This window comes from Sorangium sp. So ce1335, from assembly GCF_051521615.1.
Lineage (GTDB): Bacteria > Myxococcota_A > Polyangia > Polyangiales > Polyangiaceae > Sorangium.
Genome location: NZ_CP150363.1, coordinates 1089611 through 1114720 on the forward strand (window position 1 = coordinate 1089611; position 25110 = coordinate 1114720).

Genomic DNA, 25110 nt, shown 5'->3' on the forward strand with positions numbered 1-25110 from the left:
GTTTCCTCCGGGACCTCGGTGATGCTGCCGGCCTGACCTCGCCGCCGCGCGGCGCGCGGGAGGGGAGGCGGTCAGCGGCGAGCCTTCGTTAGCCTGAGGGGACGACAGCGGGCAACAACAGCGCGCGGCAGGGGGCGCGGCCCCCCTCGGCCACGGCGTCACGCCGCTCCGTGATGGCAGCGGCCGAGGCCGAAGCTATTCGTCGCCAGAGAACGTGTCAACGCGAGCGGGGCACCTGGACGAGCCGGCGGATCCCCGTGGCGAAGAGCCGGTCGGGGATGACACGGCGCAGCGCGACGAGCGCGCGTGCGTCCCGGCCGATGAGGGTCCGGAACGGCGGGGAGGGGGCCTCGATGAGGCGGAGGATCGCGGCCGCGACCGGGGTGGGCGGCGGGGCCCTCGCGGCGTCCTCGAGGATGAGCTGCTCCACCGCCTTCGTCATCGCGGCGTAGGGGCCGTCGGGCGCGACGTGGGCGCCGCGGCGCTGGTTCTCGAAGAAGATCTCGGTCTTGAAGGTACCGGGCTCGACGAGGCAGACGTGGACGCCGAACGGGGCGACCTCCCAGCGAAGCGCCTCGCTGAAGCCCTCGACGGCGTGCTTCGTCGCGGCGTAGACGCTGACGCCGGGGAGGCCGACGAGCCCGGAGACGCTCGAGACGTTGATGATGCGGCCGCGCCCGGCGGCCCGCATCGACGGGAGGACCGCGCGCGTCACGGCCATGAGGCCGAAGACGTTCGTCGCGAACTGCGCGCGGACGTCCTCGTCGGCCTGCTCCTCGAAGGCGCCGCCGACGGCGATGCCGGCGTTGTTCACGAGGGCGTAGGCGGGGCCGTGCTTCTGGAGGATTTCCCGGACCCGATCGGCCGCGCCCTCGGAGGCCACGTCGAGCTGCTCGACCTCGAGCGAGGCGCCGCGCGCGCTGGCCGCGGCGAGGAGCGCGGCGGCCTTCTCGGGGCGGCGCATCGTGGCGACGACCCGGTGGCCCGCGGCCGCGCACGCGACGGCGGTCGCGAGGCCGATGCCGCTCGAGGAGCCGGTGACGAGGACGAGGTGACCCATGGGGATGCGGGCGAGTATAGGGGATGCGGGCGCGCGGGGGCGGGCGCGTCGCTCAGCCGATGATCATCGCCTCGCTGAGGAGGCGGCCCTCCTTGAAGCGGCGCAGGTTCCAGCGGTCGAACAGGGGGAGGGGGGTGCCCTCGGCGATGTGCTGCGCGATGAGCTTGCCCATCACCGGCGCGATCATGAAGCCGTGACCCATGAACCCGGACGCCTGGTAGAAGTGCTCCACCTCGTCGACGGCGCCGACGATCGGGTTCTGATCCGGGGTGAGATCGTAACAGCCGGCCCACTGCCGGAGCACCTTCACGCTGCCGAGGACGGGGCACGCGGTGACGAGCGCCCGCGCGTACAGCGCGAGGAACTTGTGGCTCGAGCCCATGTCGAGGCCCTCGGGGACATCCTCGTTGGAGATGCCGCCCACGATCTCGCCGCGCATCGACTGCGAGAAATAGAGGCCGTTCGACAGGTCCGCGACGAGCGGGCCGAGCCAGGGCTTCAGCGGCTCGGTCGAGCAGATCTCGTGGCGGTGCGGGTGGTTCGGCAGCTCCACGCCGAGGAGGCGCGCGACCTCGGGGCTCCACGCGCCCGCGGCGTTGACGACCTTGTGCGTCCGGATCTCGCCGCGATCGGTCACCACGGCGTCGATCCGCGCGCCGCTCGTGCGGAAGCCGAGGACGTTCGTGAAGGTCGCGATGTCGACGCCGAGCTTCTGCGCGCGCTCGGCGTAGCCCCAGACGAACGGCCAGGGGAACACGACCCCGTCGTCGGGGTTGTAGCTCGCCGCGACCACGCCCTCGGTCGAGAGCTCCGGCACGATGGCGCGCGCCTCGTTGGCGGTGAGCATCCGCGTGCCGAGGCCGCACGCGTTCTGGACGGCGACGCTCTTCTCGAGCGTGCGGCGGCCGGCCTCGCTGCGCACGAGGAAGAGGTAGCCGCCCTGCCGGAACCAGATGTTGATCTTCATCTCGCGGGCGAAATCACGGCAGATGCGGATGCTCTCCTGCATGAGCCGGATGTTGCCCTCGCTCGAGAACTGCGCCCGCACCCCGCCGCCGTTGCGGCCGCTGGCGCCGCCGCAGAGGTAGCCGCGGTCGACGACGACGACGTCCGTGATGCCGTGGTGCCGCGCGAGGTTGTAGGCGATCGCGAGGCCCATGATCCCCGCGCCGACGATGACGATCTCCGCCTCGGACCGCATCGCGCCTCAGCCGAGCTCGGACCTCGCCGCGGCGACGACGGCGTCCTGGAGGGCGCCGTTCGAGGCGATGATGCCGCGGCCGAGCTTGAGCCCGGGGCCCGCGTAGTCGATGGGCGCGCCCGAGAGGTCGGTGAAGCGCCCGCCGGCCCCGCGGAGCACCGCCTCGGGGGCGCAGCTGTCCCAGAGCTTGGCGCCGCCGCCGCCGTGGATGTAGAGGTCGACCTCGGCGGTCGCGATCCGCGCGATCTTCACGCCGACCGAGCCGCACGGGACGACCTTGGTGATGCCGAGCCGCGCGATGAGCGGCTCGAGCTCCTTCGGCCGGTGCGATCGCGAGACGATGAGCGCCGCGTCGGCCGGCGCGCTGACGGACGAGACCCGGAGCGGGCGGCGGCTGCCGTCCTTCGCCTCGAGGAAGGCGGAGCCCCCGTCGCCCTCGGCGGCGCGGCCCGCGAGCGCCTCGCCTGTCGTGGGCATCACCACGACGCCGAGCGACGCGCGGCCGCGGACCGCGAGCCCGATCATCACGGCGAACTCGCCGTTCCTGTCCGCGAACTCGCGCGTGCCGTCGAGCGGGTCGACGAAGAACACCCGCTCCTGCCGGAAGCGCGCGGCGAGCTCCTCGGCGGACGGGACGCTCTCCTCGGCGAGGATCGCCTCGCCGGGGAACGCGGCCTCGAGCGCGCCGCAGATGAGCGCGTTGGCCTCGCGGTCGGCCCGGGTCACCGGATCGCCCGGGCCCTTCATCTCGACGGCGAACGGCGTCGCGTACACGTCCATCACGACCGCCGCCGCGGCGCGCGCGATGCGGACGATCTCGTCGAGCTCCCTGTCGTTCTGGTTCATCGCGCTGACACCTCGACGCCGGCCTCCTTGAGGCGCCCGGAGAGCTCCGCGAGCGTCGTGAAATGGAGGTAGGGGGGCATCCCGGCCTCGCGCACGAGCTGGTCGAGCTGCGCGACCGAGCGGGGGCCGAGCACGGCGGACGAGACGATGTGGTTCGCCAGCACGAAGCGCAGCGCGACCGAGCGGAGCGAGACGACGGCGCCGCTGACGAGCGGCCGGAGGGCGTCGAGCTGGCGGACGCGGGTCTTGAGCTCGTCGCGGTTCCACCGGTGGGCGCGGTGATCGTCGGGGTAGAACTCGCGATCGGGGCTCCACTGGCCAGCGAGCAGCCCGTGCGCGAGCACGCTCCGCGCGAGGACGCCGGCGCCGCTCTCGGAGACGTCGCTGGAGACCTCGTGGAGGTCGCCGGGGAGGAAGGCGTTGTAGGCGATCTCGATGAGATCGACCTCGTCGCGGAGCGCGGAGCGGGCGACGTCCGCGGAGCCGGCGCTCACGCCGAAGGCGCGGATCTTCCCCGCCTGCTTGAGGTCCCTCAGGAAGGCGAGGGCCTCCTTCGAGCGCATCGCGGCCACGGTGGGGTTGTGGAGGAGGACGACGTCGACGACCTCGCGGTCGAGCCGCTCCTGCGACCGCTCGAACGCGGTGCGGAGGTACGCCGGATCGAAGCGCTTCTTCGGGGGGACCTCGTCGAGATCGGTGCCGATCTTCGTGACGACGAACGTCGGGCCGGCGCCCTTCAGCCGCTTGCCGAGGCGGCGCTCCATCTCGCCGCGGCCGTAGACGTCGGCCGTGTCGAAGAGATCGATGCCGACCGCGAGCGCGCGGTCGATGACGCGATCGACCTCGACGTCGGAGACCGGGCCGTAACCGTCGCCGGACAGACCCCAGGTGCCTAGGGCGAGCTCCGAGACCTCGAGGGATGTCTTGCCGAGGGGGCGCTTCCTCACGGGCGGCGATCTACACCAGCGCGGGAGGGGCGCCACGAAATTGCGGCGCGCGACGTGAGGCGCGATGTGCGGCCCGACAGGCGCGCGAGGCGCGGCCTGGCGGGCACGAGGCGCAGCGGCCCCCGGGCGCCGGGCGCCTCGGGGACGCCGCGCTGCCTGCGCGCTGGACGAGACCGCCGGGGCGCCACGTCTTTGCGCGCTTGGCCGCGGAACGCTCCATGCCAGGGAGGCTGAGGGAGAGGGAAGCTGGGGAAGGGGAGTGATGCGCGAGCGCGCAGGGCGGCGCCGCGGAGGGCAGGTCTCCGGGGGACGTGCCGAGTCGAACCCTGCCTGCGGCCGACGAGGGGGGCTGTAGAGTATGGCGAAAGGGCCTAATGAGGCATCCAGGGCCGAACCTGCGAGCGAGCGGAGATCGCGGCCGCCCGCGGCGAGCGCCTCCGCGCGGCGCGCGCTGGAGCTCGTGGCCGTCCGAGGCAAGGACGTGATCGGCGTCCGGCACATGCTCGCCGAGGGGCGCGCGTACATCGGCGACACGCCCTCGTCCATCGCGCGCGTGCCGTCGGCGGAGCTCGACAGGGCGGCCCCGGTCATCGCGGAGGTGATCGGCGCCCGCTACGTGCTGCACGTGCCGCGCCGGACACGGGCGCGCGTCCACGGCGCCGACGGGCTCGGACGCCTGCTGACGGGCCCCGCCGACATCGAGCTCCAGGAGGGAGACCGCGCCGTGCTCGTGATCGGGCCGGTCCAGATCCGCGCGCAGATCGTGCCCATCGAGATCATCTCGCGGCTGGGGGCGTCCGGTCTGCGCTGGATCGGGCTCATCGGCGCGCTGTACATCGCCGCGCTCGCCCTCTGCGCCGTGCTCGCGCCGCGCGACAGGGCCCGCCTCGACGAGGGGTCGATCCGGCGCGCCGTCAGCGCGGCCGCGGCCCAGCTCTGGGCAGAGCCCGCCCCGCCGCCCTAGCGGAGGGCGCGATTCCGGGACGGCCGCCTCCGGCGGAGAAGCCGTCGAGTCGCGGAGTGCTATTCTCAACAGTCATGCGAATCAAGGCTCTCTCGCTCCTTCATGTTCAATTACCGCTGTGCCTGTTCGCCCTCCTCGGCTGCGGCGGGCCGTCTGCCAAGGACGAAAGTCCGAACGGCGGGCCGAAGGCTGGAATCCTGAGCCTTGCGCCCGGGTGGAACACCATCGAGCCCGGCGGGGAGACGACGTGCTCGCGCGGCGATCCGTTCAAGTACTTCGTCCGCCCGGGCACCGTGAACCGCCTCGTCATCGAGTTCCGCGGCGGCGGCGCTTGCTGGAGCGCCACCACGTGCTCCGTCGCTGGGTCGCTCTTCCAGGAGACGGTGACCGAAGACCCGATGGTCGTGAACCAGCAGGGCGCGACCGGGATCTACGATCATGAGAACCCGGACAACCCCTTCAGGGACTGGCACCATGTCTATATCCCCTACTGCACCGGGGACATCCACTGGGGCGACAATGTGGCCACGTACGGAGAGGGGAGCCAGGCCGTCACCATCCGGCACAAGGGCGCCGTCAACGTCCGCGCGGCGCTCGCCTGGGTGTACGAGAACGTCCCCGACCCCGAGAAGGTCTTCGTGGCGGGCTGCAGCGCGGGCGCGTATGGCTCGATCATGTGGTCCGCGCACGTGCGGGAGCACTACGACGGCGCTTCCGTTGTCCAGTTCGGCGACAGCGGCGCAGGGATCATCACCGAGAGCTTCTTCTCGGACAGCCTCCCGTCCTGGAAGCCCGAGGGCGTTTATCCTACATGGATGCCCGGCTTCGACCCGTCGAGGCTCTCAAGGCTGTCCGCGCTCTACGAGATGATCGGCGCCCACTACCCCGACATGCGCCTGTCGCAGTACAACACCGTCTTCGACGACGACCAGATCTTCTTTTTCAGGGCGATGGGCGGCGGCGACGCCCAGGCCTGGTCGGACGCCATGAAGGCGTCGATCGCCGACATCGAGGCGTCGACGGCGAATTTCAGCTCGTTCCTCGCGCCCGGCACCGCGCACTGCATCCTCTGGCGGCCTGACTTTTACACCGTCGAGTCGGGCGGGACGCGGCTCGTGCGGTGGCTCGACGATCTCGTGAACGGCGAGCTGCCGCCGAGCGTCGCCTGCGACGGCTGCTGAGCGGCGCGCCGGGAGCGCGGCGGGCAGGGGCGCGAGCGAGGGGCGCTGGCGCCCCGGGGCGAGCTCCGGGGGCGCGGCTGCCTTCGCGGCGGCCGGAAATGCGCGCGCTGGGCGCCGCGCCCTGGGGCGCGTTGCGGCTCCAGTTGACACTCCGCCGCAGCTCTAGATGATGGCCGCCGCGATCGCGGGCGCCGAGGCGCGCCCGCGGCAGCCCCGGGGGCAGTGCTCCGGGAGGAGACAGAGGGATTCATGCGCACGCTTTGCATCGATATCGGCGGAACGGGGATCAAGGCCACCATCCTCAACGAGCAGGGGACTCCGATGACGGATCCCGTGCGCGTGCCGACGCCGCAGCCGGCCTCGCCGGACCCCATCCTCGACGTGATCGCGGACATCGCCCGCGCGCAGGGGGAGTTCGATCGGGTCTCGATCGGCTTCCCCGGTGTCGTGATGGACAACGTGACCAAGACGGCGCCGCACCTCGACAACGAGAAGTGGAAGGGCTACCCGCTCGCCGAGGCCGTCGAGCGCCGCCTCGGGAGGCCCGCCCGCGTCGCCAACGACGCGGGCATCCAGGGGCTCGCCGTCATCGAGGGCAAGGGGCTCGAGATGGTGCTCACGTTCGGCACCGGGCTCGGCGCCGCCCTGTACATCGACGGCCGCTACGTGCCGAACCTCGAGCTCGGCCACCACCCCTACGGGAAGAGGGACCTCAAGTACGAGGACCGCGTGTTCGACGCCGAGTGCAAGCGCATCGGCCCGAAGCGCTGGAACAAGCGCGTTCGCCAGATGATCGCGCAGATCGAGCCGATCTTCAATTATCGCAAGCTCTACCTCGGCGGCGGCAATGCGCGCCTGCTCGACGTCTCGCGCCTTCCCGAGAACGTCGTCGTCGTGGACAACGTCGCCGGCCTGCTCGGCGGCATCAAGCTCTGGGCGTAGCCGCCACCTCGCGCGCGCCGCGGGGCGGGGGCTCGCGGCGGCGGCGAGCGCCGGACGCGGGGGCGCCGCGCCGGTTCCCAAGCGGGCGCGGCCGGCGTACGCTGGCGCGATGAACTCGCCCGACGCACCGAAGCCCGACGCAGCGCCCGCGGCCACTCCGGCGGCGGACGCCGATCTCGACCCGTTCCGCCTCCAATCGCCGGAGACCCTCGCGAACCCGTACCCCGTGTACGCCAGGCTTCGCCAGGAAGCGCCGGTGTACTTCAGCGCAGGCTACAACGGCTGGCTCGTCACCCGTTACGACCACGTGGCGGCGGGCTTCCGCGATCCGCGCCTCTCGGCGAAGCGCTCCAGCGCCTTCGTGACGAAGCTGCCCGAGGAGGTGCGGCAGCGGCTCGAGCCCCTGCGCCGCAACCTGGCGTCGTGGGCCTTGCTGCTCGATCCGCCGGAGCACACGCGCATCCGCTCGCTCATCAACAAGGCGTTCGTGCCGCGGCTCGTCGAGGGGCTGCGGCCGCGGGTGGAGGCGCTCGTGAACGAGCTGCTCGACGCTGTCGCGCCGGCGGGGCGGATGGACGTGCTGCGCGACCTCGGCGATCTCCTGCCGCTGCTCGTGATCGGCGAGGTGCTCGGGGTGCCCGCGGAGGACCGCCACAAGCTGAAGGGCTGGTCCAACGCGCTCGGCGGGTTCCTCGGCGCGGGGCGGCCGACGCTCGAGATCGCGGGCGGCGCGCTGAGCGCGGTGATCGAGCTGGAGGACTACTTCCGCGGGGTGATCGCGTCGCGGCGGCAGAGCCCCGGGAGCGACCTGCTGAGCCAGCTCATCGTGGCGGAGGAGCAGGGGATGATCCTCGGCGAGCAGGAGCTGCTATCGACGTGCTGCATGCTGCTCTTCGGCGGCCACGAGACGACGAAGAACCTCATCGGCAATGGGCTGCTCGCGCTGCTGCGCGACCGGTCCGCGCGCGACGAGCTGCGCGAGTCGCCGATGCTCATCGGGCCGGCGGTGGAGGAGCTGCTCCGGTACGACTCGCCGGTGCAGTGGATGAGCCGCATGGCGCTGGAGGACATCGAGCTCGACGGGGTGAAGATCCCGAAGGGGGATCGCGCCTTCCTGGTGCTGGGGGCGGCGAACCGCGATCCGGCGCAGTTCCCGGAGCCGGATCGGCTCGACTTCCACCGGACGGACATCCGCCACATCTCCTTCGGGCTGGGCGTCCATTACTGCGCGGGCGCGGCGCTGGCCCGGGTGGAGGCGCAGGCGGCGATCTCCACGTTCCTGCGGCGGTTCCCGAACGCGGAGCTCGCTTCCGGGCCGCTGACCTGGCGGATGAACCCGGGGGTGCGGGGGCTCGCGGGGATTCCGGTGGAGCTGGGGCAGGAGAAGGCGTCGCCGTAACTCGGCGGGGCGAGGGGCGGGGGGCGGGGGGCCAGAGTGCGCCGGCGGCGGGCGGGGTTCTCGATCGCGCCGGCAGCGGGAGGGGAGGGTGCGCGGGGGGGCCGAGGGGGGCCCTTCCCGCGGACTCGCGCCTTGTGGTGGCCATTGCCAGATGAACGGTAGATGGGAGACCAGGAGCGACTCGCTTCGATGCGGGCCGGCGCTCGGATCCGCGGGGCCCTTCCCCCTCGGCCCCCCCGCGCACCCTCCCCTCCCGCCGCCGGCAGGCCTCTCCAGAGCTCGATGGCCGGCAGGCCTCTCCAGAGCTCGATGGCCGGCAGGCCTCTCCAGAGCTCGATGGCCGGCAGGCCTCTCCAGAGCTCGATGGCCGGCAGGCCTCTCCAGAGCTCGATGGCCGGCCGGCCTCTCCAGAGCTCGATGGCCGGCAGAGCTGCTCAGGAATTGAGCCTCATCCCGGGGGCGAGCTGGCCGGGGAGCGCAACGGCGGGGGCCTCGAGGCCGGCGACCGGATAGGCGCAATAGTCCGCAGCGTAATACGCGCTCGGACGGTGGTTCCCGCTGCTGCCAATGCCACCAAACGGCGCCGCGCTCGACGCGCCCGTGAGCGGCTTGTTCCAGTTGACAATGCCTGCACGGGCCTCACGCCAGAGCTGCTCGTAAAGATCCTTGCGATCCGAGAACAAGCCGGCTGCCAGGCCGTAACGCGTGCGGTTCGCCAGCGAGATCGCCTCGTCGAAGCTGCCGTATCGCTGCACCTGGAGGAGCGGGCCGAAATACTCCTCGTCCGGGAGATCGTCGATCCTGGACACATCGATGATGCCCGGCGAGAGCAGCGCCGTCCCCTCCTCGAGACGGCGCATCTCGAGGATGACCTCGCCGCCGAGCGAGAGCAGACGCGCCTGCGCCCGGAGGAGCTGATCCGCAGCGGAGAGCGAGATCACCGCGCCCATGAACGGCTGCTCCACGTCGTCGTACCGCCCCACCTTGAGCCGGCTCGCTGCGTCGGCAAGGCGCTTCAACAGCGCGTCTCCCTCGGGCGTCGCAGGCAACAGCAGACGCCGGGCGCACGTGCACCGCTGGCCCGCCGAGATGAAGGACGACTGAAGGATATGGTGAATCGCCGCCTCGGTGTTCGAGACGTCCTGAACGATTAGCGGGTTGTTGCCGCCCATCTCGAGGGCGAGGATCTTGTCCGGATGACCCGCGAGCTGCCGGTGGAGGGCGTTGCCGGTCGCAGAGCTCCCCGTGAAGAAGAGGCCGTCGATGCCAGGGTGACCGGCCAGGGCGATGCCGGTGCCCTTCGCCCCCTGAACCAGGTTGAGCACGCCCGCCGGGACGCCCGCGTCCTGCCAGAGCCGCACGGTCTCCTCCGCGACCCTCGGCGTGAGCTCCGAGGGCTTGAAGATCACGCAGTTGCCAGCGATCAGCGCCGGGACGATGTGGCCGTTCGGCAGGTGGCCCGGGAAGTTGTAAGGCCCGAACACAGCGACAACCCCGTGCGGCCGGTGCCGCACAACGGCCGTCGCATCGCCCGCCTCGGCCTGCCGCTCGCCCGTCCGCTCCCGGTAGGCCATGAGCGACACGTCGACCTTGCCGATCATCGTCTGGACCTCGGTGAGCGCCTCCCAGCGCGGCTTGCCCGTCTCGCGCCCGATCACGTCGGCCAGCCGCGCCTTGTGCTCGCCGAGCAAGCCCGCGAACCGCTTCACCAGCGCCATCCGCTCCTCGAAGCCGCGGTCGCGCCACGCCCTGAACGCGCCGCGCGCCGCCTCTACGGCCGCGCCCACCTGCTCCTCCGCCGCGGCTCGCCCCTCGAAGACGATCTCCTGCGTCACCGGGTTCCGGCTCGCGACTGGCTCCCCCGCGCCGGCCACCCAGCAGCCGCCGATGAAATGCGTCGACATGATCCCTTCTCCCTCGCGGAACACCACACGGGCTCAGCAGTCCGTCCAGCCACGCCGGCCTGCACCGACCTTGCTCCCTCAGTGTGCATCCTACCAGAGCCCGACGCAGCGAGCGCAGACCCGCCACCAGCAGAACTGCACGCTGCGCGACCGCCCGCGAAGGGAAACCGGGGGGACGCGGTGATGGACGTGACCGACGGACCGGCGTGACCACGGACCGGGGTGACCGACGTGACGGCCGGAGCCGCTGAGTCCGCCAGCGCCGGTCGCCGGACGTGCTGGACGTTCGCGACGCCCAGGGAGCGACCCCAACAGAGCGGGTGCGGATTCGATGGACCCCCAACCGATGGGGGGCGTCGCACTCGGATGCTCGCCCGGCGAGAATCCTTGGAGGAAGAGCTCAATGCCCCTTTGCCCCGGCGCGCCGACAACCCTCGTGGCGAACGCGCGACATTCACAGGAATGCACCGTGGCGAACAGGTGTGCAATGCGTGTTTGCGGCTTGAGACACGCTCCGGGCGCACCGCTGCAGGGCGGCCACCACAGCGGGTGACACCAAGTCTTGACGGTCCCGTGACTGGCGTGGAAACGTGGACATGTCAGTTTCCCCGCCGATGCATCACACGGTGGCTATCTCGGACATCCATCTCTGTGAGCTCGAGCCGACCGCCGGCCTCTGGATGCGCTATCGGCAGGCGCCGTACTCCCCCGACGGGGAGATCGCGGCGATGCTCGACGCGCTCCGTGAGGAAGTTCGGAAGGGGACGGGCGGCTCCGGAGGGCACAGCACGGGGCGCGACGAGCTCACGCTGGTCCTGAACGGCGATATCTTCGACCTCGATGCGCCGCGGGTGATCGACAACGAGAGCGTCGTCCACGACCTGCCGCGCACCGCCGAGCACGCCGTCCCGGCAATCGAGGCCATCCTGCGCGATCACCCGATCTTCGTCGACGCGGTCGGCCGCGTCGTCGCGGACGGGCACACGGTCGTCTTCGTGGCGGGCAACCACGACATCCAGCTCACGCTGCCCGAGGTGCGCGACGCAGTGAAGCGGCGCATCGTCGACGCGGCCCTCCACGCGCTCTCCGCCCGGGGCGACGCCACCCCGGCGCGCCAGGTCGACGGGCCCGCCGCCGATCCGGCCGGCGAGCGCCGCGCGGCGACCGAGGCGCGGGTGGTCTTCCGCGCCTGGTTCCACCGCACGAAGGACGGGGTCATCGTCGAGCACGGCAACCAGTACGACTCGTACTGCTCTTACCGCTACCCGATGGCGCCGTTCGGCCGGAGACCGGGCGAGATCCAGCCGACCATGGGCTCGCTCGTGAGCCGGCTGCTCGTGTCGCGCATGGGGTACTTCAACCCGCACGTCGACTCGTCGTTCATGCTCTCCGGCTTCGGCTACCTCGCGCACTGGGCGCGTTACTATCTGTTCTCGGGCCGCTCCCTCGTGCTCGCGTTCGCCGTGGGCGCGCTCCGCACGATGATCGAGCTCGTGCGCCGGCGCGACCCGTGCCGCCGCGCGCTCCGGCGCGCCGGCCTGCACGCGGCGGCCCGCGAGACGGGCGCGCCGCTGCCCGCCGTGGTGAAGCACGCGCGGCTGTTCGCGCGGCCCGCCGAGGACTGCCTCGGCCGGGTGGCGCGCGAGCTCTGGCTCGACCGCCTCGGGATCGCGCTGGTGGGGATCTTCGCCGCGCTCGCGTGCCTGTGGTGGCTCCCCGAGGGGCTCGCGCCGGCCGCGCTGCTCGCCCCGACGCTCCTCGTCGCGTACGAGTGCGCGGTGCCGAAGCCGACGCTCGATGCCGTGTGGCAGGGCGTCAACCGGGCGGCGCGGCTCGTGGCGAGGGCGCACGGCGCGAAGGCGGTGATCTTCGGGCACACCCACAACCCGGAGGGGAGCTGGGAAGACGGGGTGTTCTTCGGGAACACAGGCTCATGGTCCGCGGCGTTCGAGGACATCGCGTGCACGAAGCCCGTCTTCGAGGCGCGCCCGCTCGTCTGGCTGCGCTCCGAGGACGGCGCCTCCCCCGAGGCACCCCTGGCTGGCGGCCTCCTGATGTGGAAGGACGCGCGATTCCAGCCCTGGAGGGCCGAGCCCAGGCCGACCGTGCCCAGGAAGGCCGAGATGGCCAAGCCGCCTCGCCCGGCGCTGCGACCCCAGGCGACGGCCGCGCTGCGCAGCTAGCGACAAGCCTCGAGCTCCAGGCTCTCCCCTTGCCGGCCTCATCACGTGCTCCGAGGCGGGCTCTTCCAGAGAGACCTGCTCCTCGTGCTCGGCCCTCCCGGCGCGGGCAACACCACGCTGGTCTTCCATCTGGCATTCCACGCCGCGTCGGCGGGCCGCCCGGTCGTCTACATATCGACGCTCGCCGGAGCGTGCTATAGCGACCGATTGTTCGCCCGCTCGGACAGCAGATAAGGGAGTGCCTGGATGGGGTACATGCGACGCAGGGGTGAAGAGGTGCCGATGCCTGACGCAGACAGGGACCTCATCCACCGGTACCGGCCTGCGGTCGAGCGATCGCCGCTTCCGACCCTCCTGACGGTGACGGAGCAGCACATCATCCGTTATGCGAACCCCGCGTTCTGCGGGTTGCCTTTCATGCCGCCGGGGGTGCCTCCCGCGGTGCGCTTCACCAGCCTGTTCGAGGGCGCGGAGGCGCTGGGGGCGCTGCTCGATCGCGTGTTCCGGGACGGCGTCACCGATGTGGCGACGGGTGTCGCGCTCGCGTGTTCCGGGGAGAAGCCCTTCCACGGGACCGCCATCGTGGCGCCGCTCCTCGGCGAGCGCACCCGGCAGCGGGGGCTCGTCGTGCAGATCCTCGACACAACGGAGCAGGTCACGGCGCGCGCCCGCGAGGCCCAGGCCGCCCGGGACCTCCAGGAGGCCAACGAGAGGCTCCTCGTCGCGGGGATCCGGGAGCAGGAGCTCGCGGAGCGGGCGAGCCAGAGCGCGGCCGAGCTCAGGGCGCTCCTCGACGCGATGTCCCAGGGCGTCACGGTGTTCGGCGCCACCGGCAAGGTCGTCCTCGTGAACCCCGCCGGCCGTGCGATGCTCGGTCTCACGAGCGAGAGCCCCACGCTGGAAGACCACCGCCGCTGCGATTTCAGGCGTCCCGACGGAGCCCCCCTCGACTTCGAGCGGGACGTGCTGTCCCGGGTGATGCGGGGTGAGCCGTTCGCCAAGGAGGACGAGGTGCTCCTGTACCTCCGCGACGGCGCCGTGCGGCACATCGTCCTGAGCGGCGGCGCCGTGCGCGACGCGCAGGGCCGGGTGGCGCTGGCGATGAGCCTGTACCGGGACGTGACGCAGGTCCGGGAGCTCGAGCAGGTCCGGGAGCAGTGCCTGTCGTTCGTCGCCCACGACCTGCGGAGCACGATGACCGGAGCGATGTACGCCGCCGAGATCATCGGCATGAACCGGGGGCACGATCCGCAGCTGCTCGCCGAGCGGATCGTCCGCAGCCTGGGCCGCACGGACGAGATGATCCGCACGCTCGTCGACGTGCAGCGGCTCCGCGCCGGCCACAGGCTCCCGCTGATGCTCGGCGCGTGCGACCTCGTCGCGATCGCCCGCGAGGTGATCGACGACCTCGCGTCCTTCCATGATGGGCGCGTCATCCTCCGGGGAGAGGCGTCCGTCGAGGGGACATGGAGCGCGGGGGAGCTGCGCCGCGCGATCTGGAACCTGGCGAGCAACGCGCTCAGGTACGGGGCGGCCGGCGCGCCGGTCGTCCTCACCGTCGAGAAGACCTCGGGGCGCGCCGCCGTGGCGGTGCACAACGAGGGGCCGCCGATCTCGGCCGAGGACCAGGCGCGCCTGTTCGCGCCGTTCGTCCGGACGAGGACGGCCGTGGCGAGCGGGCAGCGAGGGTGGGGGCTGGGCCTGACGTTCGTGCACGGGTGCGCCGAGGCGCACGGGGGGAGGGTGAGGCTGGAGAGCAGCGCGGAGCGCGGGACCACCTTCACCCTGGAGCTGCCGCTCGACGCGCGGCCGCACCAGCAGCCGGGTTGATCGAGCGGCGTGAGGACGGGCCGGCTCTAGAGACCGCAGTCCACCCAGCCGTCCTCATCCACGCTGCAGGGCGCCGTCGGCGGGCAAACGAACGTCTGGACGCCGCTGTCCGGGTCACACCACACAAGAACGGATTGCCCGTCGATCACGTCGCACCTGCCGAGCTCGGGGGGCGTGAGGCCGGACCGGGCGAGGCGCCGCGCGGCGCGCCCGAGGAGCCCCGCCGGGCGGCCGGCGCCGCCCGCTCAGGGCTCCGGCGAGTCGATGCGCATGAACGCCTTGGTGCGGAACGTGCGCTTGCTGAGCTTCCAGCCGGAGGGCGTCCAGACCGCCTCGTTCTCGTACGTGCCGTGCGCGACCTGGACGCTGCTCAGCGGGTCGTAGACGTGCGTCGCGATCAGATACGAGGTGATCTTCGCCCGGTTGCCGCCGGGGAGGATGTCGATACGCACATTGCTGATCAGGTGCTGCGTGTCGACATAGCCGGACTCCGCGAACAGGACGGCCATGAAGTCGGCCCAGGCCTCGGCGCTGGGCACGGAGACGACCGGCGGATCGCCCGGAGCGGCGCCGGCTTCCCAGATGAGGACCGGGGCGTTCGGCGTGAAGCATTTCGAGAAGATCTGCTTGCCCGTCGCCAGGTCGCCGCGGCCGATCGCGTCGGTCCCGGCCGCGTAGCAATACTCGAGCTGCTCGATCTCCTGCAGCGCCTTGAGCTCGGGCACGCCGTTCGACACGGTACCTTCCGCGGGCCTCGTGAGCGTCACGGTGACAGCGCCCGCCAGGGCGAGCGTGGAGACGATCGGCAAGACACGACGCAGAAAACTGCTGAAACCACCGCTGTTCGTGCTCATGGAACTCACCCCGTTCGTTGGATGCCCCCACGTCGCCAAGAATCAAGAATCGAGAATCAAAGATGATTTTATAAAGGTGTTAACAAATCCGGTCAAGCGAAGTTGCCGTTCAGCGCGCAATTTCGTAAAGCTTTGTGGCCCCGGCGACAGACCTCATGTCGCGCTCATGACGTTCGAGCTCCACGGGCCCGGGTACACGTGCGGGCCCGTCGCCGGTGCGGTGGTCCCTGGCCACGTCGGCGCACGCTGTCGGACCGCCACTGCGCGGCGTGCTCTGGGCCACGGCAGCGCGGCGCTGGGCGCGGCGCTTGCGCTGTGACGTTGAGCGACGTTGAGCGACGCTGAGCGATGCTGAGCGACGTCGGGTGGTGTCGAGCGACGCGCGGTGGGGGAGAGCTCACGCCCGGCGGCCCGCCGGGCGAGCCGCGCTATCGGAGCTCGCGGCCCATCCTTCGAATGCAGTACTCGAGCCCCTGCCGCAGGCTCGAGCGCGTCTCGATCGACGTGAGATCCACGCCGAGCCCCACGATGGTCTGGGCGATCGCGGGGTGGATCCCCGTGATGATCCCCTCGGCGCCGAGGAGCTTGATCGCGGCGGCGAGCTTCAGGAGGTGATCCGCCGTCTCCGTGTCCATCGCCTCGATCCCGGTGAGATCGAGGATGGCATAGCGCGCCTGCGTCCGGACGACCTCGCGGAGGACGCCCTCCATCACGTCGGCGGCCCGCGCGCTGTCGAACATGCCCACGAGCGGCAGCGTGAGCACGCGGTCCCACACCTGGATGATCGGCGTCGACAGCGAGCGGATGACCTGCCGCTGCCGCTCGATGAGATCGAGCTTCGCGCGGAGCTCCTGCTCGGTGCGCTTCGCGGGCGTGACGTCGAGCGTGACCCCCGCGACGTGGGTGACCTCGCCGCGCTCGTTCAGGATGGGGAGATACCAGGCCTCCCAGTGGACGCCCTCGATCTCGTTCACGAAATACGACATCTTGCCGTCGAGCGCCTTGCGCAGCTCCGCGGTGCCCTCCGGCGGGTAGATCTCGAACATGTTGAGCCCGACGAACTGCCCTGGCTTGAGCCCGGCGGACGCGAGCCCCTTCCCGTCGTGGAGGACGAAGACCCCTTGTCGGTCGATCGCCCACAGGCAAACGGGGAGATGGTCGTTGATCGCCCGGAGGAGCTTGAGCTGGATCTCGTTCTTGATCCGCTCCTCTGCGTCGCGGAGCGCCCCATGCACCTCGTTGTTCTCGGGCACCCGTCGCGCGAGGCACTGGAAGCACCTGAACGACCCGTCCGCCGCCTTCATCCGTACGACGACGTCCATCGGCTCCGCCGCGGCGCGCAGTCGCCCCCACGCCTCGTCGAACGAGCGCCTGTCCTCGGGGTGAACCAGGGGGCCCAGCCCCGCTTGAGCGCCGGAATCGAGCAGCTCGGGGCTCATCGCCTCGGTGAGCGCGCGGCTCGTCCGGAGGAGCGCGCCGCCCTCTCCGGCAATGAAGACCAGCTCCGTGCAATGCGAGAAGAAGTCGTCGAGCGCGCTGGTCGTGCTGTCTGGATGGGCCATGGGCGACTTGGCAGACTACATCGGTCAAGCAACGAGTGTCGAGACGTAGAGCGCCCTGTCCACGGCGCGCGGTGGCGCAGAGCAGCATCCTTCGCTTCCAAGTGCGCGCCTGTAGGTGGCCACGTGACGCCACGCGGAGCCGTCGCGCCTCGGGTCTCCGGCAGCGCGCCGCGCTGCGCTCGTCCACAGGGCGGGTCCGCGAACGCTGGCCAGGCATCGAGAGGGGAGTCATGCTGTCCAGTCACCGAACCCGTCGTATTCGCCTCCTGAGTCCCCTGACCTGATGCCGTCGATCGGGCTGGACAGAAACGTGCCAGCACGCCGGGGGCGCACGGCGCGCGCTCCGTCCTTGCGTGGGCCCCGCGTGGGGCGCTGTGGGCGGCGCGTGTCTCCGCCCGCGATCCAGCACCCCCGTCGGGTTGAGGCTCGCGCGACCGGACGATAGAGTCGGCGCGGATCTCGTCCCGGGGAGCCTCCCGGGCGCGATCCGCGGAGTCGACGGCGCATGAACCGCAGCCAGCGCGAGGAGTTGGACCGGACGCTGACCGCGTGCGCGCCGGCCGGTACGGGGGACGCGCAGCCCGCGGACGCCGCGTCGGACGTCACCTTCAGGCTGCGCGTGACCCCGCCGAGCCCGTCGTCGCGCGAGCCGGCGCCGATCTCGGTCACGGCGCCCGAGCGCCTCTCCGCCGAGGAGCGCTACGAGGATCTCGGCTGCATCGGGCGCGGGGGCATGGGCGAGGTGCGGCGCGTGCGCGACCGCATCATGGGGCGCGTCCTCGCGATGAAGGTCCAGTCGACCGAGACGCGCGACGCCACGCCCGATCGCGCGCGCTTCCTCGCCGAGGCGCGCCTCACCGCGGCGCTCCAGCACCCCGGGATCGTGCCCGTCCACGACTGCGGCGCGCTCGCCGACGGGCGGCTGTGGTTCACGATGAAGGAGGTGCGCGGGCGCACGCTCGGCGACGTCGTCGCCGAGATGTACGCGGCCGGCGGCGGGAGCCTCTCGCCCGTCGCCCTGCGGCGGGCCGTCGACACGTTCCTCCGCGTCTGCGAGGCCGTGGCCTACGCGCACAGCCGCGGCGTGATCCACCGCGATCTCAAGCCGGCCAACATCATGATCGGCGAGTTCGGCGAGGTGCTCGTGATGGACTGGGGGCTCGGGCGGCCCGCCGCGCCGCCCGGGGAGCCCGCCGTCGCCGAGGGGGCGGACGCCATCGAGGCGGCCCCGCTCACGCAGCCCGGCGAGGTGCTCGGCACGCTTCTCTACATGGCCCCCGAGCAGGCGCGCGGCGAGGGCGACCGCCTCGGCGCGGCCACCGACGTCTACGCGCTCGGCGTCGTGCTCTACGAGATCCTCGCCGGGCGCCACCCCTACGACGGCCACCTCGCGGCCGTCTGGAGCGCGCTCCTCTCCGGCGGGCTCCGGCCTGTCGAGGCGATCGCCCCGCACGAGGTCCCCGCGGAGCTCGCGGCCATCTGCGCCCGCGCGATGGCGCTCGCCGCGGAGGCGCGGTACCCCGACGCGGGCGCGCTCGCCGCCGACGTCCGCAGCTGGCTCGACGGCGCGCGGCGGCGCGAGCGCGCGCTCGCGATCGTCGAGAAGGCGCGCGCGATCCGGCCGGAGCTCGCGGCGACCCGTGCGCGGGCGCGCGCGCTGCGCGACGAGGCGCGGGCCATCCTCGACGGCCTGAGCTCGTTCGACCCCGCCGAGCAGAAGGCGCGCGGCTGGCGGCTCGAGGACGAGGCGGAGCGCCTCGACCAGGCGGCGTCGCTCCGGCAGCTCGAGTGGATGCAGATCCTCCGCTCGGCGCTCAACGAGGCGCCGGATCTCCGCGAGGCGCACGAGGCGCTGGCCGACCACTACGCCGAGGAGCTCGTCGAGGCCGAGGAGGCGCGCGACCCGCGGGCCGCCGCGCGCGCCGAGGCGCTCCTCCGGCAGCACGACCGCGGCCGCCACGCGGTGCTGCTCGCCGGCGACGGCGCGCTCGCCCTGACGACCGACCCCGCGGGGGCGGAGGTCTCCCTCCACCGCTACGTCGAGCGCGACCGCCGGCTGGTGCCGGAGCCCGTGCGCGAGCTCGGCCCTGCGCCCATCGACGTCTCGCTCCCGCGCGGCAGCTACCTCCTCAGGCTGCGCGCGCCGGGGCACCACGAGGCGTCGTACCCCGTGCTCATCGAGCGCGGCCGGCGCTGGGACGTCTTCCGGCCGGGCGAGACGGCGCCCCGCCCGGTCCGCCTCCTCCGGCTCGGCGACCTGGGCGATGACGACGTCTACGTGCCCGCCGGCTGGTTCGTCTGCGGCGGCGACCCCGACGCCGGGGACAGCCTCCCGCGGCGGCGGCTCTGGTGCGACGGCTTCATCGTCCGCAGGCACCCGGTCACGAACGCCGAGTACCTCGCCTTCCTCAACGCGCTCGTCGCGAGCGGGCGGGAGGCCGAGGCGATCGCGTGCTGTCCGCGCCTCTCGCTCGGCCGCGCCGCGCCGGGCTCGGGCCCGGACTCGCTCCGCTTCGAGCGGTGCGACGACGGGACCTTCCGCCTCGGCTGCATCCCGACCGACGTCCAGGAGCACCCGAGGATGCCTGTCGCCTTCGTCCACTGGCACGCGGCGATGCGCTACGCCGCGTGGTACGCCGCCGAGACGGGCGCGCCGTGGCGCCTGCTGAACGAGCTCGAGTGGGAGAAGGCGGCGCGGGGCGTCGACGGCCGCTGCATGCCGTGGGGTGATTTCCTCGAGCCGACCTGGGCGTGCATGCTGGGCAGCCACGAGGACGTCGCCGGCCGCCGCCCGGTCGACGACTTCCCGCTGGACGAGAGCCCCCATGGGCTGCGCGGCGCGGCGGGCAACGTGCGAGACTGGTGCATCAACGCGTGGAAGCGCGAGGGGCCGCGAACCGAGGGCGGCGTCGTGCTGCTCGACCCGGCCGACGACGGCGACCCCGACTTCCGCGTGGCGCGGGGCGGCGCGTGGTCGACGTCGCCGAACTTCTGCCGCGCGGCGGGGCGCTTCGCGAGCAAGCCCGGGGATCGCTTCGGGGGGATGGGGTTCCGGCTGGCGCGCTCGCTGCCCGGGTGAGCGGCCGCCCGCCGCCCCGCGCAGGGGGCCGGTCCGGGGCGCGCGGGCCAGCGCCCCGGCGGACGTTCAGGCGCGCGGGCCGCTCACAGCCCCTGCGTGACGGTGACGCAATGGTAGTAGTACCAGGTGGCCTTCTCGTCGATGGCGCTCGGGTTCGTGCCGGGCACCTCCGTGAACTTCAGCTTGCTCGGGAGCTTCTGGAAGATGAGGCCATCCTTGGGCTGCCGCGTCTTGTACCAGGTCATGCTGAGCAGCTGGTGCTGGCCATCGCGCTCCAGGAGCAGGCCGATCCGGTCCGTGCTCGGGGCGTCCGGATCGATCGCCCAGTAGAGCGTGCTGTACGGAGCCTGCGGCTTGTATTCGCCCTGGATCCACTCCTGCGGTGACGTCTCCTGGCCCGTCGCGATGAGGTTGCCCGCGGAGAGCCAGAGGTCGAAATCCTTCGCGTACTCCGGCGTGCCCGGCTTGTTCGGGAACGCGACCGACTCCATGCTCATCACGCTCACGTTCACGGGCCCGAGCCTCGACCAGTACTCGGTGTTGCGCGCGTAGTTGGGCGGTGGATTCGCGCCCGAGATGGCCACCTTGAGGAGCTCATTGTTGGTCCTCGTGTCCACGAACCGGAGCTTCGAGTCGACGGGGATCTGTGTCTGGCCCGGCAGCTCCGATTCCGTCGGCAGAGCGCTTCCCGGGTTGGTCTCCAGCTCGCCCTTGTACGATTCATTGCTCATGTCGCGATGATCTCCTTGTCTCGTTCGTTGTGTCTCCGGGATGGTACCCGGTTCGCTCGGGTCGGGCGTGCTCTCCGAGCAAGCGAGCGGGCCGGGGCCGCCCGGGGGCGCGCAGGGCAGCGCCCCCGGACGGCGTTCAGGCGCGCGGGCCGCTCACTCCGGCCTCATGGCGCAATGAATGTAGTACCATGTGGCCTCCTTGATGGTGTCCGGATCGATGCCTTGCACCTGCGTGAACTTCAGCTTGCTCGGGAGCGTCTCGAAGATCTGGCCGTCCATGCGCCGGTTCGTCCTGTACCAGGTCATGCTGAGCAGCTCGTCCTGACCGTCCCGCTCGAGGAGGAGGCCGATCCGGCCCGTGCTCGGGGCGTCCGGATCGACCGCCCAATAGAGCGCGTTGTGCGGAGCCTGCGGGACGTATTCGCCCTCGATCCACTGGAGCGGCGACACCTCCTGGGCCGTCGCGATGACGTTGCCCCCGGACAGCCAGTCGTCAAAATCCTTGTCGTACGCCGGCGTGCCCGGCTCGCCCGCGAACCCGACCGACTCCATGCTCAACACGCTCGCCTTCACGGGCCTGAGCCTCGACCAGTACTCGGTCCTGGCCGTGTAGTCGGGCGGCGGCTGCGTGCCCGAGACGGCCACCTTGAGGAGCACGTCATTGGTCCTGGTGTCCACGAACTTGAGCTTCGAGTCGACGGGGATCTGGTGCTTGAACGGCAGATCCGTGCCGCCTGCCAGAGAAGCTATCGTGTTGCTCTCCGGCTCGCCGTCGCCCGGAGCATCGCTGATGTCGTCATGGTCTCCTTGCGTCGACGTCGACACGCTTGCCGGCATGAGGTCCTGCTCGGCCACGTCCCCTGCGGGCTCCACCACGCAGCCAGCGAGCAACGAGGCGGTCAGCGAAACGAACAATGCACGCACCATGGAGGTTTCCTTTCGAGGTTCGCCTGCGCGCTCGCCTGCCAGGATGGCGGCCCTTGCGCGCGGCGGCGTCCTGGCTTCGAGCAGCGATCGTGCCACCTCGGGGCACACGAGGATCCAGGCCGGACCCGGGGAGCCCTCGCGCCGCGGCGCCGCGGTTCGCGTGTCCCCCGCGCGACTTGCGCAGGGCCTGCGCAACCGGCGCCTGCGCGAGGAGCAGCCGCGCTGGAATCGCGGCTGGGCGCCATCGGGGTGCCCCCACTGCAATTCTTCACGCAATGGTGGGCGAGGGGGGCTCGACCGGTGCGCGGCGCGCGGACCTGCATTGCAGGCACGGGACGAGGTGTGATATGTGACTCACATGAAGGTTGGGGGAAGTCTTCTCATCACAGTCGCCGCGCTCCTCGCCTGTGGGTGCGCGTCCTCTTCACCGCTCTCTCCCTCGACGCCGGACGGCCTGGGGGAGCGCACGTCCTCGATGGGCGGGGCCGAGATGGCGGCGGGCGCGCCGGCTCCGGCCGGCGGCGCCGCGGCGGCGGCCCCTGCTCGTCCCCGGGCCCGCAGCTATCCGAAGGAGGAGCTCCAGCGGGTGGCCCGCGTCGCGTCCGCGCGCTGCAAGAAGGCGAACGCGCCCTCGGATGCGGCGTGCCTCCTCAGCGAGGCGGCCCCGTTCCTCAGGTACCGGCCCGAGGATCCGGATTGCCGCTACGTGTCCGGGACGGCGATCTCCGTGGCCGAGTGCTCCGATTTCAACGAGGGGTGCCAGAGCGTGGATCCAAAGGATCTCGACCACCAGATCGCCGCCCTGCAGACCGCCGGCAAGGATTGCAACCGCGAGCCGACCGATTTCGAGCGGGAAGAGCTGCTGAAGCTCGTCGGCGTGGACTGAACCCGCGAGCGCGGTGGCTCAGCCTCGAGCGAAGGCGAGCAGATCGCGGCTGAGCCGCTCGCGGTGGGTGACGAACAGCCCGTGCGGCGCGCCCTCGTACACGACGAGCCGGCTGCCCGGGATGAGCGCCGCCGTCTTCTGGCCGGTGAGCGCGAGCGGCGCCGACGCGTCGCGGTCGCCGTGGATGACCAGCGTCGGCACCCGGATCCGGCGCAGCTCGTCGCGGAAGTCGGCCTCGGCCATCGCGCGGTGGCAGTCGATCACCGCCTTCATCGAGCACTCGAACATCAGGTGCTTCACCCATTCCCGCATCGCGGGGGACGTGTCGTCCACGAAGAACGGCGGCGCATTGGCGTCCAGCCAACCCGGGTAATCGGCGCGGATCGCCCCGCGCACGTGCTCGACGAGGTGCCGATCGAGCCCGTCCGGGTTGTCCGCCGCCCGGAGGATCATCGGCGTCGTCGGCGCCAGGAACACGGCGCGTGCGATCCTGCGGTCGCCGTGGCGCGAGAGGTAGCGGGCGATCTCGCCGCCGCTCATCGAGTGCCCGACCAGCGTGACCTCGCGCAGATCGAGCCGCTCCAGGACCGCGGCGAGGTCGTCGGCGAGCGTATCGTAATCGTGGCCCCGCCCCGGATCGCTCGAGCGGCCGTGGCCGCGCCGGTCGTAGGCGACGCAGCGCAGGCCCTCGTCGACGAGGTCGAGCATCTGGTAACCCCACATGTCGCTGCTCAGCGCCCAACCCGAGAGGAACAGCACGGGCTTCCCCGCGCCCCAGTCGCGGTAGAAGAGGAGCGCGCCGTCCTGCGCCTCGGCGAACGGGCCGGCGGCGTGCTGCGGCCCCCGGCGCGCCCCGCCCGCGGGCGGCTGCCCCGGGCTCGATGACGGGCCGGCTTCGGCCCTCGCCGGTGCGGAGGGCGTATCGATGGTCTGATCAGCCATGGTGGTTCTCCTTCCTCGTTGCGCGCTGTGCGTCGCGAGGTGGAGTTGAACCACGGCGAGAGCGGCGGTCGATTACCTGCCAGGTAATGGGGGAGCGAGGTCGCGCCGCGGGCGCTCGGGGTCACTCGCTGCTCTTTCGCTTGCGGGGCCGCGGGATGCCGTAGGCGTCCAGCCGGGCCACGAAGGTGCGGCGGGGCATGCCGAGGAGCGCCGCGGCCTGCGTCTGGTTGCCGGCGCACTGCTCCAGCGCGTCGACGATCCGGCGCCGCTCGATCGCGTCGAGCTCGCGCCGCAAGTCGCCCGCGCTCTGGCCCGGCCGCGCGGCTCCGGCGTCCTCGTCGGCCGCCCGCGCGGGCGCCGCCGTCCCCGCGGGCGTCGCGGACCCGGCGGCGGGCGCCGCGGCAGCGCCGGCGGGCGCGACGCTCGTGTCGAGCGTCGGCGTCAGGGGAGCCGCCGCGGGCGCCGCCGGGGCCGCGTCGAGCAAGAGGTGCTCCGGCAGCAGCGTGTCGCCGCCGGAGAGCACGACCGCGCGCTCGATGACGTTGCGCAGCTCGCGGATGTTGCCCGGCCAGCCGTGCGCCTCCAGCGCGGCGAGCGTCTCGGGGGCGAACGCCGGCCCCCGGCGCCCGAGCGCGGCCGCGGTCCTGTCGGCGATCGCGCGCGCGAGCGGCGCGATCTCGGCGACGCGCGCGCGGAGCGGCGGGATGGTCAGCGCGATGCCGTTCAGCCGGAAGAACAGGTCCTCCCGGAAGGCGCCGCGCTTCACCTCGGCGGCGAGGTCGCGGTTCGTCGCCGAGAGGAAGCGCACGTCGATGGGCCGCGGGCTCAGGCCCCCGACGCGCATCACCTTGCGGTCCTCGAGCACGCGCAGGAGCTTCACCTGGATGGAGGGCGGCAGCTCGCCCACCTCGTCGAGCAGCACGGTGCCCTTCTCGGCGGTCTCGAGCAGGCCGAGCTTCGCCTGGCCGGCGCTCGTGAAGGCGCCCTTCTCGTGGCCGAACAGCTCGCTCTCGAGGAGCGACTCGGACAGCGCCGCGCAGTTGAGCCGCAGGAACGGCCCCTGCGCGCGCGGCGACCGCCGGTGGATGTGCTCGGCGAGCACCTCCTTGCCGGCGCCCGTCTCGCCGAGCAGGAGCACGGTGATCGGCGAGGCCGCCACGCGCTCGGCGAGCGCGTAGAGCCGCTGCATGGCCGGGTCGATCACGATGGGCTCGCCCGGCCCCTGGCCCGGCGCCGCGCTCGCCGCGCCCTCGCGCGGCAGGATCACGATGAGCGCCGAGCCGAGGTTCACGGCGTCGCCGACGGACAGCTCCAGGGTCTTGCCCTGCTCGAGGTGCAGCTCGAGCAGCTTCGTCGTCGGCCCGGCGCTGCGCTCGCGGCGCAGGCGGGTGCCGTTCGCGCTGCCGAGGTCCTCGATGGCGATCCGCGGGCCGAGGTGGATGATCGCGTGCCGGCGCGAGACGGAGCTGTCGTCGATCGGCACGTCGTTCTCCTTGGACCGGCCGAGCGACACCCGCCCCTCGGCCGGCAGCGGGTGCCGGCTCACGCGGCCCCCGGCGTACACAGCGAGCTCCAGGGCGCTCTGCCCGTCGTGCTTCGCGCCGTTCTGCGCATCGTTTCGGGTGGACATCGCGCCAGCCACGTCTCTCTCCTTGCTCACTGCGGCTCGTTC

19 protein-coding genes are annotated in these 25110 nt (G+C 72.0%); 8 read left to right on the top strand and 11 right to left on the bottom strand.

Annotated features, from left to right (window positions below; all coding sequences use genetic code 11):
• Positions 1 to 217: 217 nt before the first annotated feature.
• The 4 genes from WMF24_RS03925 to WMF24_RS03940 are packed head-to-tail and all read right to left on the bottom strand — an operon-like array spanning position 218 to position 4054.
• Positions 218 to 1060: an SDR family oxidoreductase gene (locus WMF24_RS03925; protein ID WP_437734994.1), complete on the bottom strand. Its 843-nt coding sequence runs from the start codon at positions 1058 to 1060 to the stop codon at positions 218 to 220.
• A 52-nt stretch (positions 1061 to 1112) separates the two neighbouring features.
• Positions 1113 to 2261 carry an NAD(P)/FAD-dependent oxidoreductase gene (locus tag WMF24_RS03930; protein WP_437734995.1) on the bottom strand — a complete coding sequence of 383 codons (1149 nt, stop codon included), beginning with the start codon at positions 2259 to 2261 and terminating at the stop codon, positions 1113 to 1115.
• Positions 2262 to 2267: 6 nt separating this feature from the next.
• Positions 2268 to 3107 (bottom strand): 3'(2'),5'-bisphosphate nucleotidase CysQ family protein, encoded by an 840-nt coding sequence (locus tag WMF24_RS03935; protein ID WP_437734996.1) that lies wholly within the window; start codon positions 3105 to 3107, stop codon positions 2268 to 2270.
• Positions 3104 to 4054, bottom strand: coding sequence for an aldo/keto reductase (locus WMF24_RS03940; protein WP_437734997.1), 951 nt, complete (start codon positions 4052 to 4054; stop codon positions 3104 to 3106). Before WMF24_RS03940 ends, WMF24_RS03935 begins: the two co-directional genes overlap by 4 nt.
• Before the next feature lie 460 nt (positions 4055 to 4514).
• Between WMF24_RS03940 and WMF24_RS03945 the strand changes: the two genes are divergently transcribed.
• The 4 genes from WMF24_RS03945 to WMF24_RS03960 all read left to right on the top strand — a co-directional run bounded on the left by WMF24_RS03945 (position 4515) and on the right by WMF24_RS03960 (position 8540).
• On the top strand, positions 4515 to 5018 hold the full coding sequence (locus tag WMF24_RS03945) for a hypothetical protein (RefSeq protein ID WP_437734998.1): 504 nt from the start codon (positions 4515 to 4517) through the stop codon (positions 5016 to 5018).
• Between the two features lie 74 nt (positions 5019 to 5092).
• Positions 5093 to 6199 carry a pectin acetylesterase-family hydrolase gene (locus tag WMF24_RS03950; protein ID WP_437734999.1) on the top strand — a complete coding sequence of 369 codons (1107 nt, stop codon included), beginning with the start codon at positions 5093 to 5095 and terminating at the stop codon, positions 6197 to 6199.
• Positions 6200 to 6448: 249 nt separating this feature from the next.
• Entirely contained in the window at positions 6449 to 7141 is a 693-nt protein-coding gene (locus tag WMF24_RS03955) for an ROK family protein (protein ID WP_437735000.1), read from the top strand.
• Between the two features lie 109 nt (positions 7142 to 7250).
• A complete protein-coding gene (locus tag WMF24_RS03960; protein WP_437735001.1) occupies positions 7251 to 8540 on the top strand; it encodes a cytochrome P450 in 1290 nt (429 codons plus the stop codon).
• Positions 8541 to 8974: 434 nt separating this feature from the next.
• Here the strand turns inward: WMF24_RS03960 and astD are convergent, their stop codons facing one another.
• A complete protein-coding gene (astD, locus tag WMF24_RS03965; protein ID WP_437735002.1) occupies positions 8975 to 10444 on the bottom strand; it encodes a succinylglutamate-semialdehyde dehydrogenase in 1470 nt (489 codons plus the stop codon).
• A gap of 626 nt (positions 10445 to 11070) precedes the next feature.
• Between astD and WMF24_RS03970 the strand changes: the two genes are divergently transcribed.
• Both WMF24_RS03970 and WMF24_RS03975 read left to right on the top strand, forming a co-directional pair.
• Positions 11071 to 12627, top strand: coding sequence for a hypothetical protein (locus WMF24_RS03970; RefSeq protein ID WP_437735003.1), 1557 nt, complete (start codon positions 11071 to 11073; stop codon positions 12625 to 12627).
• Positions 12628 to 12909: 282 nt separating this feature from the next.
• Positions 12910 to 14457 (top strand): ATP-binding protein, encoded by a 1548-nt coding sequence (locus WMF24_RS03975; protein WP_437735004.1) that lies wholly within the window; start codon positions 12910 to 12912, stop codon positions 14455 to 14457.
• Between the two features lie 245 nt (positions 14458 to 14702).
• On the opposite strand, the gene WMF24_RS03980 is transcribed toward WMF24_RS03975, so the two are convergent.
• Positions 14703 to 15311 carry a nuclear transport factor 2 family protein gene (locus WMF24_RS03980; RefSeq protein ID WP_437735005.1) on the bottom strand — a complete coding sequence of 203 codons (609 nt, stop codon included), beginning with the start codon at positions 15309 to 15311 and terminating at the stop codon, positions 14703 to 14705.
• A 428-nt stretch (positions 15312 to 15739) separates the two neighbouring features.
• Positions 15740 to 16873, bottom strand: a complete 1134-nt coding sequence (locus WMF24_RS03985; protein ID WP_437735006.1) for an STAS domain-containing protein — start codon at positions 16871 to 16873, stop codon at positions 15740 to 15742.
• Between the two features lie 505 nt (positions 16874 to 17378).
• Here WMF24_RS03985 and WMF24_RS03990 point away from each other — a divergent pair.
• Entirely contained in the window at positions 17379 to 19952 is a 2574-nt protein-coding gene (locus tag WMF24_RS03990; protein ID WP_437735007.1) for a bifunctional serine/threonine-protein kinase/formylglycine-generating enzyme family protein, read from the top strand.
• 83 nt (positions 19953 to 20035) lie between these two features.
• On the opposite strand, the gene WMF24_RS03995 is transcribed toward WMF24_RS03990, so the two are convergent.
• Positions 20036 to 20683: a hypothetical protein gene (locus WMF24_RS03995; RefSeq protein WP_437735008.1), complete on the bottom strand. Its 648-nt coding sequence runs from the start codon at positions 20681 to 20683 to the stop codon at positions 20036 to 20038.
• Between the two features lie 153 nt (positions 20684 to 20836).
• Positions 20837 to 21610: a hypothetical protein gene (locus tag WMF24_RS04000; RefSeq protein WP_437735009.1), complete on the bottom strand. Its 774-nt coding sequence runs from the start codon at positions 21608 to 21610 to the stop codon at positions 20837 to 20839.
• Positions 21611 to 21968: 358 nt separating this feature from the next.
• Here WMF24_RS04000 and WMF24_RS04005 point away from each other — a divergent pair, with 358 nt between their 5' ends.
• Positions 21969 to 22496 (top strand): hypothetical protein, encoded by a 528-nt coding sequence (locus tag WMF24_RS04005; RefSeq protein WP_437735010.1) that lies wholly within the window; start codon positions 21969 to 21971, stop codon positions 22494 to 22496.
• An 18-nt stretch (positions 22497 to 22514) separates the two neighbouring features.
• Here WMF24_RS04005 and WMF24_RS04010 read toward each other — a convergent pair whose 3' ends face one another.
• Both WMF24_RS04010 and WMF24_RS04015 read right to left on the bottom strand, forming a co-directional pair.
• Positions 22515 to 23438: an alpha/beta fold hydrolase gene (locus WMF24_RS04010; RefSeq protein ID WP_437735011.1), complete on the bottom strand. Its 924-nt coding sequence runs from the start codon at positions 23436 to 23438 to the stop codon at positions 22515 to 22517.
• Between the two features lie 121 nt (positions 23439 to 23559).
• On the bottom strand, positions 23560 to 25068 hold the full coding sequence (locus tag WMF24_RS04015) for a sigma 54-interacting transcriptional regulator (protein ID WP_437735012.1): 1509 nt from the start codon (positions 25066 to 25068) through the stop codon (positions 23560 to 23562).
• Positions 25069 to 25110 lie beyond the last annotated feature (42 nt).

Bases quoted from the DNA above. Each gene is read 5' to 3' on its own strand.
- WMF24_RS03925 (WP_437734994.1), bottom strand. From the start codon at position 1,060: ATGGGTCACCTCGTCCTCGTCACCGGCTCCTCGAGCGGCATCGGCCTC.
- WMF24_RS03930 (WP_437734995.1), bottom strand. From the start codon at position 2,261: ATGCGGTCCGAGGCGGAGATCGTCATCGTCGGCGCGGGGATCATGGGC.
- WMF24_RS03935 (WP_437734996.1), bottom strand. From the start codon at position 3,107: ATGAACCAGAACGACAGGGAGCTCGACGAGATCGTCCGCATCGCGCGC.
- WMF24_RS03950 (WP_437734999.1), top strand. From the start codon at position 5,093: ATGCGAATCAAGGCTCTCTCGCTCCTTCATGTTCAATTACCGCTGTGC.
- WMF24_RS03955 (WP_437735000.1), top strand. From the start codon at position 6,449: ATGCGCACGCTTTGCATCGATATCGGCGGAACGGGGATCAAGGCCACC.
- WMF24_RS03960 (WP_437735001.1), top strand. From the start codon at position 7,251: ATGAACTCGCCCGACGCACCGAAGCCCGACGCAGCGCCCGCGGCCACT.
- astD (WP_437735002.1), bottom strand. From the start codon at position 10,444: ATGTCGACGCATTTCATCGGCGGCTGCTGGGTGGCCGGCGCGGGGGAG.
- WMF24_RS03975 (WP_437735004.1), top strand. From the start codon at position 12,910: ATGCCTGACGCAGACAGGGACCTCATCCACCGGTACCGGCCTGCGGTC.
- WMF24_RS03980 (WP_437735005.1), bottom strand. From the start codon at position 15,311: ATGAGCACGAACAGCGGTGGTTTCAGCAGTTTTCTGCGTCGTGTCTTG.
- WMF24_RS03985 (WP_437735006.1), bottom strand. From the start codon at position 16,873: ATGGCCCATCCAGACAGCACGACCAGCGCGCTCGACGACTTCTTCTCG.
- WMF24_RS03990 (WP_437735007.1), top strand. From the start codon at position 17,379: ATGAACCGCAGCCAGCGCGAGGAGTTGGACCGGACGCTGACCGCGTGC.
- WMF24_RS03995 (WP_437735008.1), bottom strand. From the start codon at position 20,683: ATGAGCAATGAATCGTACAAGGGCGAGCTGGAGACCAACCCGGGAAGC.
- WMF24_RS04000 (WP_437735009.1), bottom strand. From the start codon at position 21,610: ATGGTGCGTGCATTGTTCGTTTCGCTGACCGCCTCGTTGCTCGCTGGC.
- WMF24_RS04005 (WP_437735010.1), top strand. From the start codon at position 21,969: ATGAAGGTTGGGGGAAGTCTTCTCATCACAGTCGCCGCGCTCCTCGCC.
- WMF24_RS04010 (WP_437735011.1), bottom strand. From the start codon at position 23,438: ATGGCTGATCAGACCATCGATACGCCCTCCGCACCGGCGAGGGCCGAA.
- WMF24_RS04015 (WP_437735012.1), bottom strand. From the start codon at position 25,068: ATGTCCACCCGAAACGATGCGCAGAACGGCGCGAAGCACGACGGGCAG.